At 66.8% G+C, this 17,100-nt stretch carries 15 protein-coding genes; 8 read left to right on the forward strand and 7 right to left on the reverse strand.

The features are described from left to right. Positions 1 to 4: 4 nt before the first annotated feature. Both QQ25_RS20145 and QQ25_RS20150 read right to left on the reverse strand, forming a co-directional pair. Positions 5 to 832: a carboxymuconolactone decarboxylase family protein gene (locus tag QQ25_RS20145; RefSeq protein WP_234711946.1), complete on the reverse strand. Its 828-nt coding sequence runs from the start codon at positions 830 to 832 to the stop codon at positions 5 to 7. A gap of 22 nt (positions 833 to 854) precedes the next feature. Then, positions 855 to 1,760, reverse strand: a complete 906-nt coding sequence (locus QQ25_RS20150) for an Lrp/AsnC family transcriptional regulator (protein WP_039380644.1) — start codon at positions 1,758 to 1,760, stop codon at positions 855 to 857. 250 nt (positions 1,761 to 2,010) lie between these two features. Here QQ25_RS20150 and speB point away from each other — a divergent pair, with 250 nt between their 5' ends. From speB to QQ25_RS20165, 3 genes are read left to right on the forward strand one after another with little or no spacing between them, the layout of a single operon-like run. Beyond that, complete coding sequence (speB, locus tag QQ25_RS20155) at positions 2,011 to 2,958, forward strand: agmatinase (RefSeq protein WP_039380645.1); 948 nt, start codon at positions 2,011 to 2,013, stop codon at positions 2,956 to 2,958. Further along, positions 2,951 to 4,555 carry a thiamine pyrophosphate-binding protein gene (locus QQ25_RS20160; protein ID WP_039380647.1) on the forward strand — a complete coding sequence of 535 codons (1,605 nt, stop codon included), beginning with the start codon at positions 2,951 to 2,953 and terminating at the stop codon, positions 4,553 to 4,555. Before speB ends, QQ25_RS20160 begins: the two co-directional genes overlap by 8 nt. 14 nt (positions 4,556 to 4,569) lie before the next feature. Next, a complete protein-coding gene (locus QQ25_RS20165; protein WP_039321938.1) occupies positions 4,570 to 6,042 on the forward strand; it encodes a sodium:solute symporter family protein in 1,473 nt (490 codons plus the stop codon). Here QQ25_RS20165 and QQ25_RS20170 read toward each other — a convergent pair. Genes QQ25_RS20170 through QQ25_RS20185 form a run of 4 tightly spaced genes read right to left on the reverse strand, consistent with a single transcriptional unit; the run spans position 5,999 to position 10,164 of the window. After that, on the reverse strand, positions 5,999 to 6,691 hold the full coding sequence (locus QQ25_RS20170) for a YwaF family protein (RefSeq protein ID WP_039380648.1): 693 nt from the start codon (positions 6,689 to 6,691) through the stop codon (positions 5,999 to 6,001). The two genes, QQ25_RS20165 and QQ25_RS20170, sit on opposite strands and share 44 nt — an antisense overlap. A 7-nt stretch (positions 6,692 to 6,698) precedes the next feature. After that, positions 6,699 to 8,060, reverse strand: a complete 1,362-nt coding sequence (locus tag QQ25_RS20175; RefSeq protein WP_039380651.1) for a metallopeptidase TldD-related protein — start codon at positions 8,058 to 8,060, stop codon at positions 6,699 to 6,701. Beyond that, entirely contained in the window at positions 8,057 to 9,574 is a 1,518-nt protein-coding gene (locus QQ25_RS20180) for a TldD/PmbA family protein (protein ID WP_039380652.1), read from the reverse strand. The genes QQ25_RS20175 and QQ25_RS20180 overlap by 4 nt, the downstream gene beginning before the upstream one ends. Before the next feature lie 35 nt (positions 9,575 to 9,609). After that, positions 9,610 to 10,164: a P-loop NTPase family protein gene (locus QQ25_RS20185; protein ID WP_039381118.1), complete on the reverse strand. Its 555-nt coding sequence runs from the start codon at positions 10,162 to 10,164 to the stop codon at positions 9,610 to 9,612. A 33-nt stretch (positions 10,165 to 10,197) separates the two neighbouring features. Between QQ25_RS20185 and QQ25_RS20190 the strand changes: the two genes are divergently transcribed. Beyond that, positions 10,198 to 11,865: a sulfatase-like hydrolase/transferase gene (locus QQ25_RS20190; RefSeq protein WP_039380654.1), complete on the forward strand. Its 1,668-nt coding sequence runs from the start codon at positions 10,198 to 10,200 to the stop codon at positions 11,863 to 11,865. Positions 11,866 to 11,945: 80 nt separating this feature from the next. Then, entirely contained in the window at positions 11,946 to 12,932 is a 987-nt protein-coding gene (locus QQ25_RS20195) for an NAD-dependent epimerase/dehydratase family protein (RefSeq protein WP_039380656.1), read from the forward strand. A gap of 60 nt (positions 12,933 to 12,992) precedes the next feature. Here the strand turns inward: QQ25_RS20195 and QQ25_RS20200 are convergent, their stop codons facing one another. Beyond that, entirely contained in the window at positions 12,993 to 13,688 is a 696-nt protein-coding gene (locus QQ25_RS20200) for a cutinase family protein (RefSeq protein ID WP_407661818.1), read from the reverse strand. A gap of 281 nt (positions 13,689 to 13,969) precedes the next feature. Between QQ25_RS20200 and QQ25_RS20205 the strand changes: the two genes are divergently transcribed. From QQ25_RS20205 to QQ25_RS20215, 3 genes are all read left to right on the forward strand, one after another. Beyond that, positions 13,970 to 14,842: a carbohydrate ABC transporter permease gene (locus tag QQ25_RS20205; RefSeq protein WP_039323058.1), complete on the forward strand. Its 873-nt coding sequence runs from the start codon at positions 13,970 to 13,972 to the stop codon at positions 14,840 to 14,842. Continuing rightward, on the forward strand, positions 14,829 to 15,641 hold the full coding sequence (locus QQ25_RS20210; RefSeq protein WP_039321958.1) for a carbohydrate ABC transporter permease: 813 nt from the start codon (positions 14,829 to 14,831) through the stop codon (positions 15,639 to 15,641). Before QQ25_RS20205 ends, QQ25_RS20210 begins: the two co-directional genes overlap by 14 nt. Positions 15,642 to 15,714: 73 nt before the next feature. Continuing rightward, the gene (locus QQ25_RS20215; RefSeq protein WP_039380657.1) at positions 15,715 to 17,046 is read left to right on the forward strand and encodes an ABC transporter substrate-binding protein; all 1,332 of its coding nucleotides are present in this window, start codon (positions 15,715 to 15,717) and stop codon (positions 17,044 to 17,046) included. Positions 17,047 to 17,100: the final 54 nt, after the last annotated feature.

The following is a 17,100-nucleotide window of genomic DNA, read 5'->3' on the forward strand; positions in this document are numbered from 1 at the left end:
AGCCTCAGCTGTAGATGGGCTGGCCGTCGGCACCCAGCCGGTATTCCTCGGTGCCCTCGTCGACACGGGCGGCGTCGGCGCCGAGCGCGACCGCCACCTTGTTGCACGCGTTGCGCATCACGTCGAGGGTCAGCTCGACCGCCTCGTCCAGCGAAAAGTGTTGGCGGAGTTCGTCACCGGGCACCGCAGCGGGTGTCCAGATCAGCGCGTCGACGTAGCGCAAAGCGGCTTTGTGCCGATCGGGCAGGTTCGAGTTCTCGAAGTCGTCGATGCCGTCGTAGTCCGACTCGGTGGCACCGGCCTCCAGCGCCGTGGCCTCCCGCAGCGACTTGCACAGCCGGCAGTTGTGCTGGCGGGCCCCACGTAGCCGCACGATCTCGGAGGTCACCGGGTCCAACGCACGCATCCGCCCGACGCCGGGCACGAAGGTGTCCAGCACATAGTCCCCCGGGTTGGTCTCGTGGTCCCACGCGACCGGTTCGGCAGGCCAGTCCACGCCGAGGGCCAAGAGTCCCGCGCGCATCCGCGGCACGAAGTCGGCCACGTAGATCAACGTCGCCACCGTGAATACGTCAGGTCCGAGAAGGTCGGAGAACGCGGCCCGCTGTGCGGTGTTGATACCGGTCACATCGATGCTGAACTGCTCGGCGAACTCGGTCACCATCGGGTCGACGGCACCGCCGCTGGTCTCGGCGGGCAGGGGCGGCAACCCCAGCGTCGAAGCACATACTTCACGCACATCGGCATTGATGTCGGCCAGCCGCGGTGGCGACAGCGCGACCAGGCCCGTCAACTGATTGAGCACATCGGCAGACACATCGGCAGTATCCACCAACGCACCCGATACCGTGTGGTTACCCGGGCTCCGATTCCAATACTTCGAGACCGGAGGCGTAGCTCTCCTTGACCACGTCCAGATGGACCCAGCTCTCGATCACACCGACTCCGGGCAGCGCACGCACGGCGTCGAGGATCTCGACCAACTGCGCGGCCGAGAAGGCCCGCACTGTGGCCAACAGATCGAACCGGCCCAGCGTGCGAGCCACGAAGATCACCGACCGCATCCGGACCAGGGCCGACACCACTTCGTCTCCGGCTCCGGTCAGCCGGATGCCGAGTCCGAGCGCACTCTGCCGGTCCTGCCCGGAATGCCGGACCACCGCACCGATGCGCACCACTTGCGATTCCACCAACCGCACCGCCCGCCGCCGGGCTCCCGCGGGTGAAAGCCCCACTCTCTCGGCGAGATCCACATAGGAGGCACGTCCGTCGTCCTGCAGCGCGCGCAGTAGCGCCAGGTCGAGATCGTCGACCTCGACGCTGACATCGCCGACCGGACCGACGACGTCGCGCAGCACCTCGACGTAGGTGAGCGTGTCGACACCCACGACGCCTTCCATCGCACGCAACTCGGCGATCACGCCGTCGATGTCGCGGATCGACGCGACCCGCACCTCGGCGATCAATCCGTACGCACCGCTCGTCAACGAGAGGAATGCGACGTCGACGCGCTCGGCCAGGCTCGTCGCGATCCGGGCAACCGGTCCGGCGACCACCACGCTCACATGGGCAAGGGCGCCACGGCCGAGCACCGCGGGATGCACGACACCGCGGATCACGACCTGCCCGCCGTCGATGAGGCGCTGTGTCCGGGCTGCCGCCGCTGAGCGTGACAAGCCCACGCGCTGGGCGATGTCGCGATGCGTCAGCCGCCCATCGCCTTCGAGCAGGCTGATGATCGCCTCGTCTACCTCGTCCATCGCGGCACCGCCTGAAATTCGGTCAAAGAATTTTCCTCACGAATCTACCGGCAGAAAGATCGCCTCAGCCAGCAGATACCGCGCTTTATGATCTGAATAACACGAACTGCAGGCATATCAAAACATCTGACGCCTAGGTCACTATCGAATCGATTGCATGCGCTGAACTGTGGGTTTACCGTAACGCACATCACATTCACGTCGAACCACACCAGACCTGAATGCAGCTCACCGCAGAGGAAGTGACCGCATGACCGCCCCGATCGGCCCCGTCGACGCATCGAAGATCCCGCGTTTCGCCGGCCCGGCCACGTTTGCCCGCCTGCCCCGTCTTGACCAGGTGACCAAAGCAGACGTGGTCGTGGCCGGGGTCCCCTTCGACTCCGGTGTCTCCTACCGGCCCGGCGCCCGGTTCGGCCCGACCCACGTGCGTGAGTCCTCGCGGCTGCTGCGCCCGTACAACCCGGCGATGGACGTGTCGCCGTTCGAGCTCATCCAGGTCGCCGACGCCGGTGATATCGCGGTGAACCCCTTCAACATTCACGAGGCCATCGAGACCATCGAGGGCGCGGCCCGCGACCTCACCTCCGACGGCACCAAGCTCGTGACCATCGGCGGTGACCACACCATCGCGCTGCCCTTGCTGCGCGCGGCCGCCGCCAAGCACGGCCCCGTCGCGCTGGTTCACTTCGACGCCCACCTGGACACCTGGGACACCTACTTCGGCGCCGAGTACACCCACGGCACACCGTTCCGCCGTGCCGTCGAAGAGGGCATCCTCGACACCGAGGCGCTCTCGCACGTCGGCACCCGCGGGCCGCTGTACGGCAAGAAGGATCTTGAGGACGACCGCCGCTTCGGGTTCGGCATCGTCACCTCGTCCGACGTGTACTACCAGGGCGTGCGCGAAGTTGTCGACAAACTCCGGCAGCGGCTCGGGAACCGGCCCGTCTACGTGTCGATCGACATCGACGTGCTCGACCCAGCCCATGCCCCGGGCACCGGCACTCCCGAGGCCGGCGGCATGACCAGCCGCGAGCTGTTGGAGATCCTGCGCGGGTTCCGCGGGCTGAACCTGGTGGGCGCCGACGTCGTGGAGGTCGCCCCGGCCTACGACCATGCCGAGATGACCGGTGTCGCCGCCTCGCACGTCGCCTACGATCTGGTGTCTCTGCTGGCGTTGGGCCCTGATGCGTAACGGCGGCGACCTCGTCGTCGAAACCCTTGCCGCGCTGGGTGTCTCACATGTGTTCGGCATCCCCGGCCAGAACGCGCTTGGCTTGTTCGATGCGATCCGGCGCAGCGACCTGACATTCGTCAGCTCCCGGGTGGAGAACAACTCCGCGTTCGGCGCCGACGGCTACAGCCGCGTGACCGGCGAGGTCGGCGTGCTGTTCCTCTCCACCGGTCCCGGCGCGCTGACCGCACTGGGCGCGCTGCAGGAGGCCTACGCCACCGGGGTGCCGGTGCTGGTGATCGCCAGCCAGGTGCCGCGATCCGGCATGGGCTTGCGCCGCGGGATGCTGCACCAGCTCGACGATCAGAAGGCCAGCGCTGTCAACGTCACCAAAAGCGTTGCCACCGTGCGTCAGGCCGCCGAGATTCCCAGCCTGATCGCCGACGCCTATGCGCTGGCGCGCTCGGCTCCGGCCGGGCCGACGTGGGTGGAGGTCCCGCAGGACGTCCTGCTGGAGCCGACGACGGTACCGCCGGTGGCCGCCCTTGACGTGACGCCGACGCAACGCGCCCCGCGGTCGGAGTTGGTGCGGGAGGCCGCGAAGCTGCTGAATTCCGCGCAGCGACCGGTCATCCTGGCCGGCGGCGGCGTGCGCAGGTCGGCCGGAGGATCTCAAGCGTTGGTGGCACTGGCCGAAAAAGTGGGTGCCCCCGTGGTTTCCACCGTCGGAGGCAAGGGCGCCATCGGCTTCGATCATCCCCTGTCGGCCGCCTCCTGGATCGAGGACCGCTACACCACCGAGATGCTGGAGAACGCCGACGTACTGGTGGCCGTCGGCACCGCGATGGGCGAGGTCACCAGCAACTACTTCACCTTCGTCCCGCAAGGCCGGCTCATCCACATCGACGCCGAGGCGCGCGTACTGGAGGCCAACCACCCCGCTCTGGCCATCCATGCCGACGCCGCGCCGGCCCTGCGGGCGCTGACCGAGCTGGTCGAGTCACGCGACAACACCGCGGGCGCCTCCCAAGCCTCGGATCTGCGGAAAGCTGTGCAGGACAGGCTTGCCGGCCAGGACGTGGCCACCGAGCTGCGACTGATGGCCGACCTGCGGGCCTCGGTGCCATCGGGCGCCCACACCTTCTGGGACATGACGATTGCCGGGTACTGGGCCTGGTCGGTGTGGGACCCGCAAACCGGTGGGTTCCATTCCGCCCAGGGCGCAGGTGGTTTGGGGTTCGCCTTTCCGGCCGCGCTGGCCGCCGCGATCTCGACGGGCGAACGCACCTTCGCGGTGTCCGGCGACGGGGGTGCCATGTACTCGATCGCCGAACTGGCCACCGCCCGCCAGCACGACGCCAACATCACCTGGTTGATCGTGGACGACGGGGGCTACGGCATCCTGCGCGAGTACATGACCGCCGAGTTCGGCACCGCCACCGCCACCGACCTGGCCCGGCCCGACTTCGCCCAACTCGCAGCCAGTTTCGGAATTCCCGCGCATACTGCCACCCCCGACAACGTCGGAGAGATCGTGGCCGCCACCTTCGACACCGGGGGACCCGCTGTTGTCGTGCTGCCTGCGCTACTCAAGATGTTCGCTCCCACTCACCTCTGACCGAAGGAATCATCGTGGGCAAACCAGTCGATATCGCGATCGTCGTCATCTATCTCGTCGCGATGCTCGCCTTCGGGTTCTGGGGTAAGACTCGGACCAAGGACTCCGCAGACTTCCTGGTCGCGGGCCGGCGTCTCGGGCCCACGTTGTACACCGGCACCATGGCGGCCGTCGTGCTCGGCGGTGCCTCCACCGTCGGCGGCGTAGGCCTTGGCTACAAATGGGGAATTTCGGGCATGTGGCTGGTGGTGGCGATCGCCGTCGGCCTGCTGGCGCTGAGCCTGCTGTTCGCCGGACCCATTCAGCGCCTTCGGGTCTACACCGTCGCGCAGATGCTGAGCCTGCGCTACGGGGTCGACGCGACCTCGGCCTCCGGTGTTGTGATGGCGGCCTACACGCTGATGCTGTCCGTCACGTCGACCATCGCCTACGCGACCGTATTCAACGTGTTGTTCGGCACGGGCCGAACGCTTTCGGTGATCATCGGCGGCGTGGTCGTCATGCTGTACTCGTCCATCGGCGGCATGTGGTCCATCACTCTCACCGACATGGTGCAGTTCGTCCTCAAGACCATCGGCGTGTTCTTCCTGTTGCTGCCATTCACCTGGCACCGGGCAGGTGGATTCGACGGCATTCGCGACCGCGCCGGTGACGCGGTCTTCGACCTCACCGCAATCGGAACCGACACCATCATCACGTTCTTTGTGGTCTACAGCTTCGGAATGCTGATCGGTCAGGACATCTGGCAGCGGGTCTTCACCGCACGCTCACCGCAGGTGGCGCGATGGGGTGGGACGACCGCCGCCGTCTACTGCGTGTTCTACGGAATCGCGGGGGCACTGATCGGCCTGGCCGCATCGACCTTCATGCCTGACATCGAGGCCAAGGACGACGTGTACGCCCAGATCGCCGAAGCGATTCTGCCCGTGGGCATCAGCGGTATCGTGCTCGCCGCGGCCGTCGCCGCGATGATGTCGACCGCGTCGGGCGCGCTGATCGCGACCGCCACGGTGGCACGGACCGACATCAAGCCCATGCTGCTGCGCTTGCTCGGCCGCAGGCCCGAGCAAGCCGAAAACCCTGAAGTCGACGTGCATTCCGACCGCCGCTATGTGGCTGTGCTGGGCGTCATGGTGATCATCATCGCCGCGTTGCTCAACGATGTGGTCGGCGCCCTGACCATCGCCTACGACATCCTCGTCGGCGGCCTGCTGGTGCCGATCATCGGTGGGTTCCTGTGGAAGCGCGCCACCGGCGCCGGCGCGTTGGCGGCAATGGCAGTCGGCACCGTCGTCACGCTGGGAACCATGGCGGTCGTCGGCGACGTTCTGGCCAACGAACCCATCTACTACGGCCTGGTGTCCAGCCTGATCACCTACATCGTGGTGAGCCTGCTGACTCCGCGTACCTCCGCACAGGTATTGCAGGTGTGGGACGACCGGCTCAGCGGCCGCGATACCGCCGAGATTCCCATGGCCACGTCATGAGCGCCCACACGCCTGCCACCAAGGCACTGGCCACCAGTACGTAAACCGGCCACGGGCCCATCAGATCGAGCAACGACGCGGAGGCCGGTTTGGCGTTGAGGAAGCCGTAGTTGGTGCCCGCCATACTGTTGAACGCCATGGTGACCACGGCCCACACCGCGGTCACCAGCACCACCAATCGATAACTGCCCCAGTCGGGACGCATCCCGCGCCCCCAGGTCAAATAGATTGCCGCCCAGACCACCAGCAGGTGGATCGACCAGAACGCCAGAAACTCGTAGTGCGGGAAATCGGGGCTCTTGAGCACCGGTGAGATCAAGGCCTGGGTGCTCAACACCAGACCCCAGTAGTACGTGAGCACAAATGCCCACCGCCGCTGCGACCAGAGCGCGTAAGCCCCGACGACGGAGGCCAGGTCGGTCAACCGCAACGGCACAGACCGTTCGATGGACGGCGGGATGAGCGTGTAGACGAACATCGCGACGTAGATCACGGCCGTCAGTGCGCCGAGGATGCGGCCGAATGTCCTTGATTGACGGTCGCTTTGCCGCCGGCCGAGCCAAACCACCAGCAGCGCGCCGGAGACAAACACGGCGATGGCGGCCCAGTGCGACGGACCGTATACCGCGAATTGCCGTTCGGACAACACCTTTACCTCATTGCGCCTGGCTCACCGACGACATGTGGAAGTCCGGGATCCGCAGGGTCGGCATGGATGCACGGGTGGCCCAGTCACCCCACTCGCGCGGCAGCGTGACCTCGGTGAGGCCGGCCTCGGTGGCGCGCCGCAACAGATCCAGCGGGCTCTCGTTGAACCGGAAGTTGTTGACGGCGGCGGTCACCTCGCCGTCCTCGATCAGGTAGACGCCGTCACGGGTCAGCCCGGTGAGCAGCAGCACCGTCGGGTCGACCTCGCGGATGTACCACAGCGTGGTCAGCAGCAGGCCGCGTTCGGTACCCGCGATCATATCGGCCAATTCGCTTGTGCCACCGGTCATCAGCAGATTGTCGGCGGGCACCGCGACGGGCGTGCCATATTCGGCCGCAACGGCCCGTGGGTAGGCGAGCGCATTGATCACCCCGTCACGGATCCAGTCCACCCGGCCGATGTCCATGCCGTTGTCGAAGATCGACACCCGCTCCGATGAACTCGGTACCGCGACGAACGGCTGGCAGGCCAGCGCCCCCGCGAACGGATCCGAATACAGCGTCAGTCCCAGATCGGTGAGCCTCTCCCCGACCCGGGTCCCACCGGGAGCCGACAGCGCCGTGCGCCCCTCCTGCGCTCCGCGTCCGTCCATCGCCCAGGTCAGATAGATCATCATGTCGGCCACCGTCGACGGCGGCATGAGCGTCTCGTAGCGGCCGGCAGGCAGTTCCACCGTCCGCTCCGCCCAACCGAGCTTCAATGACAGCTCGTCGAGCAGTGACTCCACCTGCACGTCAACGAAATCCGGGGTGCTCACCCCGGCCCAGGCGCTGGCTCCGTTCCGCTTCGCGTTGATCTCCACCGATCCCGTCGGCTGGGTGTAACGCCGGCGCAGCCCCGTCGAGGTCGCCACGAACGTCGTCTCCAAGACGTGGCGCGCATAGCCGTAGAGCTGGTCGGAACCGGCGAACCCTTTGGCCAGATCCCCGGCGATGCCGGTGAAAACCTGCGCTCCGGTGCTCGCGACCGGCTCATCCCAATCGGCCGGCATCCCGGCGCCCGGCAGTGGTGGTGCGGCGTCGCGCGCTTCGGGAGACGCCACCGCGGCACGCTGGGCGGCGGCCACCAGTTCCGGGATCACCGCCGGGTCCACTTCGGTGGAGCGCACCGATCCGACATGCGCCTTGTCGCCGCGGCGCACGATCGAGATCACCGTGATGGTGCGACTGACCGTCTCGCCGTTGGTGGTCATCGAGTTTCCGGCCCACCGCAGCGACGCATCGGTACGGTCGGTTACCAGAACAGTGGTTTCTGTGCCCGGATCTGCTGCGGTCAAGGCGATCTCGACGACCTGCTGTGCGCCGATCATCGGCCGCCCTCCGTCCGGGTGTTCAGTACGTTGATGCCACGGAAGAGTGCGCTGGGGCAGCCATGGCTGACTGGCGCCACCTGCCCGGGCTGAGCCTTACCGCAGTTGAACGCCCCGCCGAGACGCCAAGTGGACGGCCCGCCGACGGCTTCCATCGCGCCCCAGAAGTCGGTGGTGGTGGCCTGGTAGGCGACATCGCGCAGCTGACCGTCCAGCCGTCCGTCGCGGATCCGGTAGAACCGCTGTCCGGTGAACTGGAAGTTGTACCGCTGCATGTCAATCGACCAGGATTTGTCGCCAACCACGTAGATGCCGTCGGACACCCGCGAGATCAGGTCCTGCGTGCTGAGATCCTGCGGACCGGGCTGCAGTGAAACATTTGCCATCCGCTGAATCGGAACGTGGTGGGGCGAATCGGCATATGAGCAGCCGTTGGACCGGGCGTGTCCGAGTCGCGGCGCGAACACCCGATCCAGCTGGTAGCCGACGAAGACGCCGTCGCGCACCAGATCCCAACTCTGCGCCCGCACTCCCTCGTCGTCGAAACCAACTGTGGCCAAGCCATATTCCACGGTGCGGTCAGCCGTCACGTTCATCACGGGCGAGCCGTAGCGCATGGTGCCGAGCTTGTCCGGGGTGGCGAACGATGTTCCGGCGTAGGCAGCCTCGTACCCGATAGCCCGGTCGTACTCGGTGGCATGGCCGATCGATTCGTGAATCGTCAGCCACAAGTTGGACGGGTCGATCACCAGGTCGGTGGGGCCGGCGACGACCGAGGGCGCCTTGGTCTTCTCGGCGAGCAATGTCGGCAGTTCGGCCAGTTCAGAGGTCCAGTCCCACACCTCGTCACCGGCGAGTGCCTCCCAGCCCCGCGCGGTCGGCGGCGCGAGCGTACGCATGGTCTCGAAGGACCCGGCCGCAGAATCGACGGCCACGGCCTCCAGCGTCGGCATCACCCGCACCCGCTGCTGGGTGATCGAGGATCCGAAGGTATCGGCGTAGAACGTCTGTTCCTTGACCGCATGCGCCCCGGCCGACACATGGTCGACGCCGTCGGCCGCCAGCAACCGGCCCGAGTATTCACCGAGCAGGGCGATCTTGTCCGAGGCGGGCACACCGAACGGATCCACGCCGTAGTCGGACACCCAGGTCACATCGGTGTACACCGGTTCGCCGGCCAGTTCGATGCGCTCGGCGTTCAACGACCCGAGCGTCGTGGCCACCTGCACCGCGCGGCGCGCCGTCTCGGCGGCCACCTCTGGCGCCAGTTCGGCATGGGAGGCGAATCCCCACGCGCCGTCGACGATCACCCGCACCGCCAGGCCCACCTCGCGATTGACCACAGACATCTCCAACTCGCCGTCGCGCAATTGGATGATCTCGGTGGTGATGCGGTGAATCCGCAGATCGGCATAGCTGGCGCCGGCCGCGGCAGCCGCGGACAGTGCCGCGTCAGCCAACTCGAACCGGGGCAGCTCCAGGAAGTCGGCGTCCACGCGTCGTTGAGCTGTCACGCCCCCACGGTAGCGGCGCCGCGGGCCGGCTTGGTTCAGGTGGGACCGACGCGGCCCAACCAGGCCTCGACGTCACGGTGGCGCGCGAATCGGACGATGTGCAGGTGAGGCAAATGCGGTGCCAGCGCGGGGATGGCGTCGCGAAGCTTGTTCCGGGTGCGAAAACCCCAGCGCAAGATGTGATCCGGGTCAGTGAAGATTGTGCGCAGCGGCGGTTCGATATTGCCGTTCCACAACTCGACGCGGGCGAAGCGCCGGCGAAGGGTGCGATGCGTCAACTGACGCATGGACACCGGGGTCGGCAGGTCGAGCCACAGCAGCGTGTCCGCCCGGGCCAGGATCTGGCCACGCACGTCGCGGTACTGCCATTCGATCACCCAGGAATCTCCCGCGATGAATTGTTCGACGTCGCTGACGAACGTCGGCCGCGGTTCCCACCCCGGTCCGTGATACAGACTGTCGATCTCGACGTATGGAAGGTCGAACTCGTGCGACAGCCGCGTCGCAAGCGTTGTCTTGCCCGACCCCGTCGTCCCGGCGACGGCGATGCGCCGCGGCTTCCAGGTCACCGGATCTTGAGCCGTCAACACCACACCGATCGTAGCGAGGCCTAACCTGGCTGAATGGCAGAGCTCAGCAGGCGGACAGTCCTGGGTGGTGCGGCAGTCGCCGCCGGCGCGGCCGCAGTCGGATTCGGCGGCTATGAATTGCTGGGCGGACGCCGCCCGGACGTGGCCGGCCAGCCCAACATTCTCGTCGTGATCGTGGACCAGATGCGGGCGCCGAAATGGTTCCCCGATTCACAGCAACTCGGCGCGCTGCTGCCGAACCTCGACCGGCTGCGCGCCCGGAGCACCTCGTTCGGCTCGCACTACAGCGCGTCGAACATGTGCACACCGTCGCGCGGGGTGCTGACCACCGGGCTGTACTCCCACCAGACCGGTTGCCTGTTCACCGGCGAAGGTCCCACGGAGTCGACGCTGGCGGCCCGGTTCCCGACGTGGGGGACGATGCTGCGCGACGCCGGTTACCGCACCTGGTGGTGGGGCAAGTGGCACCTGGGCAGCGCGGCCGACAACACCCCCGACGGCCTGGACGTCCACGGCTTCTCCGGCGGCACCTACCCGTCACCCAACGGCGCGCCGAACCAGGGCCTGCAGCAGGACCCTTCGATCGTCGATCAGTTCGCCGGGTGGTTCGACGCACATGCGAACGAGGGCCCATGGTGCACCACGGTGTCGCTGGTCAACCCGCATGACATCTGCTGGTGGCCGAAAAACCCTCTGCCGGAGGATGTTCCGCGCCGGTTCAGCGCGAAGCCGGTGAACTTCGAGACCGCCGACGATCTGCGTCGCCGCGGCAAACCACAGTTGCAGATCGACTACATGAACTTCATGTCGCCACTGATGACCGGCGCGATGGACTACACCGGGCCAGAGTCATCTGCGCAATGGGCCCGGTGCCTGGACATGTACCTGTGGCTGCATCAGCAGGTGGACACCCAGATCGGCCGGGTGCTCGACACGCTGGCCACCCGTCCGGACATCGACGACAACACCGTCGTCGTGTTCACCTCCGACCACGGCGAATACGCCGGGTCGCACGGCCTGCGCGGCAAGGGCGCCGCCGTCTATGAGGAGAGCATCCGGGTGCCGCTCTACATCCGCGACCCGTCGGGCCACCTGACACCTCAGCCCGGCGACGCCCGCACCCAGCTGACGTCGAGTGCCGACCTGGCGCCGCTGTTGATGACCATCGCCCACGGCGGCCCGAACTGGCGATCGGACTCCCGCTATTCCTATCTGTCCAGCCGTGCCGACATCGCCGGAATCGCCGCCGACGCAGCGGCATCGGGCCGGCCGTGGATCGCCCACGCCACCGACGACATGTCCGTGGAGGAGATGGCGGCCTTGATGAAATCCCCGCTGGCGAAGAAGTTCTTCGGCACTTCCGGCCCGCCCACCGAGATCCCGACCTCAGCGCCCAGCCACATCGTCGCGGTGCGCACCCCGCAGGCCAAGCTCGGCATGTACACATACTGGAAGCCCGGCTCCATGGAGATCGATACCGCGCGTCCCGTCCATCACGAGTTGTACGACTACACAACCGATGCCGGCGTTCAAGAGCTCGACAACCAGGCCGGCCGCAGCGCCAAGCAGGCCGACCTGCAGGCGCTGCTCGACCACGAGGTGCTGCCCGAATTGCGGGCCCCACTGCCGGAGTTCCTCGATGAGGCTCAGGAGCAGGGGTTGGCGAATATGAGGGAGCTCGCGACTTTGCGCGGAGGCTGAGCCGACAAATCCAGAACGGAGGCTGAGCCGACAAATCCAAACCGCTTCCCGGCGACGCCCGACGGACTAGCTTGGCGGTCATGCGCGTGTTGGTCACCGGCGGTACCGGTTTTGTGGGTGGTTGGAGCGCGAAAGCGATTGCCGACGCCGGTCATTCCGTCCGATTCCTGGTGCGCAATCCGGACCGGCTGCAGACCAGCGTCGCCAAGCTCGGGGTCGACGTGTCCGATCTTGCCGTCGGCGACATCACCGACCGCGATTCGGTCATGCACGCGCTCGAGGGCTGCGACGCCGTCCTGCACAGTGCGGCGCTGGTCGCCACCGATCCGAGTCAGACCGCGCAGATGATGAGCACCAATATGGACGGTGCGCGCAATGTTCTCGGCGGCGCCGCGGAACTCGGCCTGGACCCGATCATCCATGTCTCGAGCATCACCGCGCTGTTCAATCCGGACGTGGACACGCTGGAAGCGGACCTGCCGGTGTTCGGCGGGACCGACGGCTACGGGCGGTCCAAGGCGCAGGTCGAGATCTATGCCCGCGGCATGCAGGACGCCGGCGCGCCGGTGAACATCACCTATCCCGGCATGGTCATGGGACCGCCGGTCGGCAACCAGTTCGGCGAGGCCGGCGAGGGTGTCGCCGCCGCACTGCAACTCGGCGCGATTCCGGGTCGCAGCGCAGCCTGGACGATCGTCGACGGGCGTGACCTGGCCGCCCTGCACGTCGCGCTTCTGGAACCCGGCCGCGGGCCCCGCCGCTACATGGCGGGCGGACACCGCATTCCGGTGGACCAGCTGGCCAAGCTGCTCACCGAGGTGGGCGACAAGACCATGTTCGCCGTCCCGGTTCCCGACACCGTGTTGCGCGTCGCGGGACAGGTGCTCGACCGGATGGGTCCCTTCCTGCCGTTTCAGACACCGTTCACCGAAGCCGGGATGCAGTACTACACACAGATGCCGGCGTCCGACGACTCACCGAGCGAGCGAGACCTCGGCATCACCTACCGCGATCCGCGAATCACCCTGGCCGACACGGTCGCCGGGTTTCGGGACCTCAACGGCTGACGGCCGAAAGCGGTCCCTTTCAGGATCCACTTCCGGCCGTCGGCCTGTGTTCAGTCGGCGTCAGTTCTGGCTGACCTCGCCCGCGGTCTGCACCACCGGCGCCGAGGGTGCCGCACCACCGAGTTGGCGGGCCGCGAAATCAGCTGCCTGGATTGCCATCCCGTTGTCCTTGTAGGAACTGTGGGCGGCGCGGCTGAGTCCGCCGGGAGAGCAGATGGGGTCGCCGGGCGCACACAGTTGGATCGTCTTGGCCACGTAGGGCTGGCCGATGGCGATGGGCGGCGCACTGCGGTCGGCCAAGCCCAGAACCCACTCGTCGGGAGTTCCGAACAGTGCCACCGCCGCGACATGCGAGGCGATCGATGCGGGCATGGGTCCGCTGATACCTGCGGGCAGGACGTATCCGGCCGGGACGGCGCTCGAGGTCGTGTATCCGGCCACCGCGGCGCCCTGCGAGTAACCGCCGAGCACGATCTTGGTCGCCGGGCAGTTCGCCGCGATCGACTGGATCCGGTTACTCGCGTCGGCGATACCGTCGGCCGCCTGGCCGAAGTTCAGCGAGGCCGGATAGTTCACCCCGTACACGTCGATCGTTTTGCCGGGCAGGTCGGCGGTGAGTGCGTCGACGAATGCCTGCCCGGTGGCGCCGACACCGGGTGCCTCGTTGGTGCCGCGGGCGAACACGACTTCGACGTCGGCACATCCGTCGGCGGCATTGGCCGAGGCGAGCGGGCCGGCCAGCGAGCCGAGGACCATGGCGGCCAGGGCGAGAACGGTGAACAGCACGGACTGCGTCACCTTGGTGATCGAAGCGCCCCTCGGCGCTCGCTGCGGTTGCCTCATGGCATTCCCCCCTGTTAGCGGTGATTACCTGCTACAAGTGCGAGGCCGCGAATTCGATTCCGGAGCCGTCAAGTGATGTACGTCATCTGAGCAAATTGCCCGGGCCGGGATTGAACGACGACCTTTCGGCGTTGAGGGTGGCCCGTGCGGTGCCGACGTGGCGTATGGAGGTGATGAACCGCTTTAATGGCTCGATGGCCACCTCGCGTGTCCGCACCACCGCGCTGGGGTACGCACTTGTCGCCCCCAGCCTGTTCGGCGTCGCTACGTTCCTGTTGTTGCCCATGCTGGTGGTGATCTGGCTGAGCCTGCAGCGGTGGGATCTCCTCGGCCCGATCGAGTATGTGGGACTGGACAATTGGGCGTCGGTTCTGACCGATTCCTCGTTCGCCATGTCGCTTGCGGTGACACTGCTGTTCGTCGTGCTGGTGGTGCCCACCCAAACCCTCCTCGGGCTGATCGCGGCTTCACTGCTGGCCCGCGGGCTGCCCGGCACCGCGTTCTTCCGCACCGTGTACGTGTTGCCGTGGGTCTGCGCCCCACTGGCCATCGCGGTGTTGTGGAAATGGATCCTGGCTCCGACAGACGGGGCGGTGAGCACTGTGCTGGGCCGGCAGGTGGACTGGCTCACCGATCCGGGCCTGGCGCTGCCGGTGGTGTCGGCCGTGGTGGTGTGGACCAACGTCGGCTACGTGACGCTGTTCTTCCTGGCCGGCATCCTCAACATCCCGGCCGATGTCCACAACGCGGCCCGCACCGACGGAGCCACCGATTGGCAGCGATTCCGCCACATCACCCTGCCCATGCTGCGGCCGACCATGTTCTTCGTCCTGGTCACCGGAATTGTCAGCGCCGCACAGGTATTCGACACCGTGTACGCGCTGACTGCGGGTGGGCCGCAAGGTCGCACGGATCTGGTGGCCCACCGCATCTATGCAGAGGCGTTCGGCGCGGCCGCGGTGGGCCGGGCCTCCGTGATGGCCATCGTGCTGTTCGTCATCCTCGTCGGCATCACGCTGCTGCAGCACCTGTACTTCCGTCGCAGGATCAGCTATGACCTCACGTAACGCCCTCATCTATGTGGGGCTCCTGCTCGGCGCGCTGATCACGCTGCTGCCCTTCGGTCTCGGCTTGCTGACGTCGTTCACCTCCGCCGAGCAATTCGCCACCGATCCCCCGCTGTCGCTGCCCACGCCACCGACCCTGGAGAACTACGCCGGGCTGTCCGACGCCGGATTCGGTCGCGCTTTCGTGGTCACAGCACTGATGACCGCCGTCATCCTGCTCGGGCAACTCGTGTTCTCGGTGCTCGCCGCGTACGCGTTTGCCCGGCTGCACTTTCCCGGCCGCGATGCGTTGTTCTGGGTCTATATCGCGACGCTGATGGTGCCCGCGACGGTGACCATCGTGCCGCTGTATCTGATGATGGCCGAGGCCGGATTGCGCAACACATTCTGGGCGCTGGTGCTGCCGTTCATGTTCGGCTCGCCCTACGCGATCTTCCTGCTGCGCGAGTACTTTCGGTCCATTCCCGGCGACCTGATCAATGCGGCCCGCCTCGACGGCGCCCACACCCTGGACGTGATCACCCATGTGGTGGTGCCCGCCAGCCGGCCGATCCTGGTGACCCTGGCGTTGATCACCGTGGTGAGCCAGTGGAACAACTTCCTGTGGCCGTTGGTGATCACGAGCGGCAGCAGGTGGCAGGTGCTCACCGTCGCGACGGCCGGGCTGCAGACGCAGTACAACGCGCAGTGGACGCTGGTGATGGCGGCGACCACCGTGGCGATCGTCCCGCTGATCGTGTTGTTCATCGCCTTCTCGCGCAACATCGTGCGCTCGATCGTGGTGACGGGCATCAAATGATCACCGAAATCAACGCCAGGGTTGTGGAAACTCCTCAGCCACAACCATATTGTCGATCTCGCGCGGGGCGGGTATGAGGCCCCGGCGCTCCACTCTGCTGGCTGCAGGTCTGGCGCTGACCATGGCGGTCCTGCTCGTCGCCGCCGCGCTGCTCGGCCGGACGACCGAACACGAGGGGCGCACGGTCGTCACCGTGCGCCTGTGGGATCCGCAGGTCGCGGCCGCCTACCGGGAATCTTTCGCGGAGTTCGGTAAGGAACATCCCGACATCGAGGTGCGGGTCAACACCGTCGCCTACTCCGCGTACTTCGACAGCCTGCGCACCGATGTGGCCGGCGGCAGTGCCGATGACATCTTCTGGCTGTCCAACGCCTACCTGGCGGGATATGCCGACAACGGCCGCCTGCTCGACATCGGACAGACCTTGGGCGCCAACGCTGCCAGAGCGTGGGAGCCCGCGGTGGTCGATCAGTTCACCCGCAACGACGCGCTGTGGGCCGTGCCCCAACTGACCGACGCCGGCATCGCGGTGTACTTCAACGCCGACCTGCTCGACGCCGCGGGAGTGGACCTGGCCGAGCTGACCACGCTGCGGTGGTCGAACGGCGCCGACGACACACTGCGGTCGCTGGCGGCCAGGCTCACCGTCGACGAGCAGGGCCGCGCGGCAGACACCGACGGTTTCGACGCCGGCCGGATCCGGCAATGGGGCTACAACGCCGCCAACGATCTCCAGGGCATCTACCTCAACTACATCGGCTCGGCGGGCGGCATCTTCAACATCGGTGACCGCTTTGCCTTCGACAACCCGCAGGCCGTCGAGGCGTTCACCTATCTGGTTCGGCTGATCAACGACGATCACGTCGCCCCACCGGCATCTGCCACCAACAACAACGGCGACTTCTCGCGCAACACCTTCCTGCAGGGTCGCATGGCCCTGTTCCAGTCCGGCACCTACAACTTGGCCGCCATCGCGAACCAGGCCCGCTTCCGCTGGGGTGTGGCGATGCTGCCGGCCGGCCCCAAAGGCCGGGTCAGTGTCACCAATGGCATTGCGGCAGCGGCCAACTCCTCGACCCGTCACCCCGATGCGGTGCGCGAGGTGCTGTCCTGGATGGGCAGCAAGCGGGGCAACGAATACCTCGGGGCCAAAGGCGCCGCCATCCCCGCTGTCCTGGCCGCCCAGCCCGTCTACCACGGCTACTGGAAGGCGCGCGGCGTCGATGTGGCGCCGTTCTTCCGGGTGCTGCGCGGGCCGCGCATCGCTGCGCCCGGCGCCGCGGGCTTTCCGGCCGGATATCAGGCCCTCAAGCCGTATTTCGATGAGATGTTCCTGGGCCGCCGCGATGTCGAGAAGTCTCTGGCCGACGCGCAGTGGGCCGCCAATTCCGCGGCTGCCCGCTAGCGGGCGAACACAGATCAGCCCCTGACCTCACAGCACATCGCCTACATTGGGCTG

This window comes from Mycolicibacterium setense (genome assembly GCF_000805385.1).
Lineage (GTDB): Bacteria > Actinomycetota > Actinomycetes > Mycobacteriales > Mycobacteriaceae > Mycobacterium > Mycobacterium setense.

Coding starts and splice junctions, on each gene's coding strand:
- QQ25_RS20205 (WP_039323058.1), top strand. CDS start 13,970: ATGGCCACCTCGCGTGTCCGCACCACCGCGCTGGGGTACGCACTTGTC.
- QQ25_RS20195 (WP_039380656.1), top strand. CDS start 11,946: ATGCGCGTGTTGGTCACCGGCGGTACCGGTTTTGTGGGTGGTTGGAGC.
- QQ25_RS20190 (WP_039380654.1), top strand. CDS start 10,198: ATGGCAGAGCTCAGCAGGCGGACAGTCCTGGGTGGTGCGGCAGTCGCC.
- QQ25_RS20215 (WP_039380657.1), top strand. CDS start 15,715: ATGAGGCCCCGGCGCTCCACTCTGCTGGCTGCAGGTCTGGCGCTGACC.
- speB (WP_039380645.1), top strand. CDS start 2,011: ATGACCGCCCCGATCGGCCCCGTCGACGCATCGAAGATCCCGCGTTTC.
- QQ25_RS20175 (WP_039380651.1), bottom strand. CDS start 8,060: ATGATCGGCGCACAGCAGGTCGTCGAGATCGCCTTGACCGCAGCAGAT.
- QQ25_RS20200 (WP_407661818.1), bottom strand. CDS start 13,688: ATGGTCCTCGGCTCGCTGGCCGGCCCGCTCGCCTCGGCCAATGCCGCC.
- QQ25_RS20210 (WP_039321958.1), top strand. CDS start 14,829: ATGACCTCACGTAACGCCCTCATCTATGTGGGGCTCCTGCTCGGCGCG.
- QQ25_RS20150 (WP_039380644.1), bottom strand. CDS start 1,760: ATGGACGAGGTAGACGAGGCGATCATCAGCCTGCTCGAAGGCGATGGG.
- QQ25_RS20160 (WP_039380647.1), top strand. CDS start 2,951: ATGCGTAACGGCGGCGACCTCGTCGTCGAAACCCTTGCCGCGCTGGGT.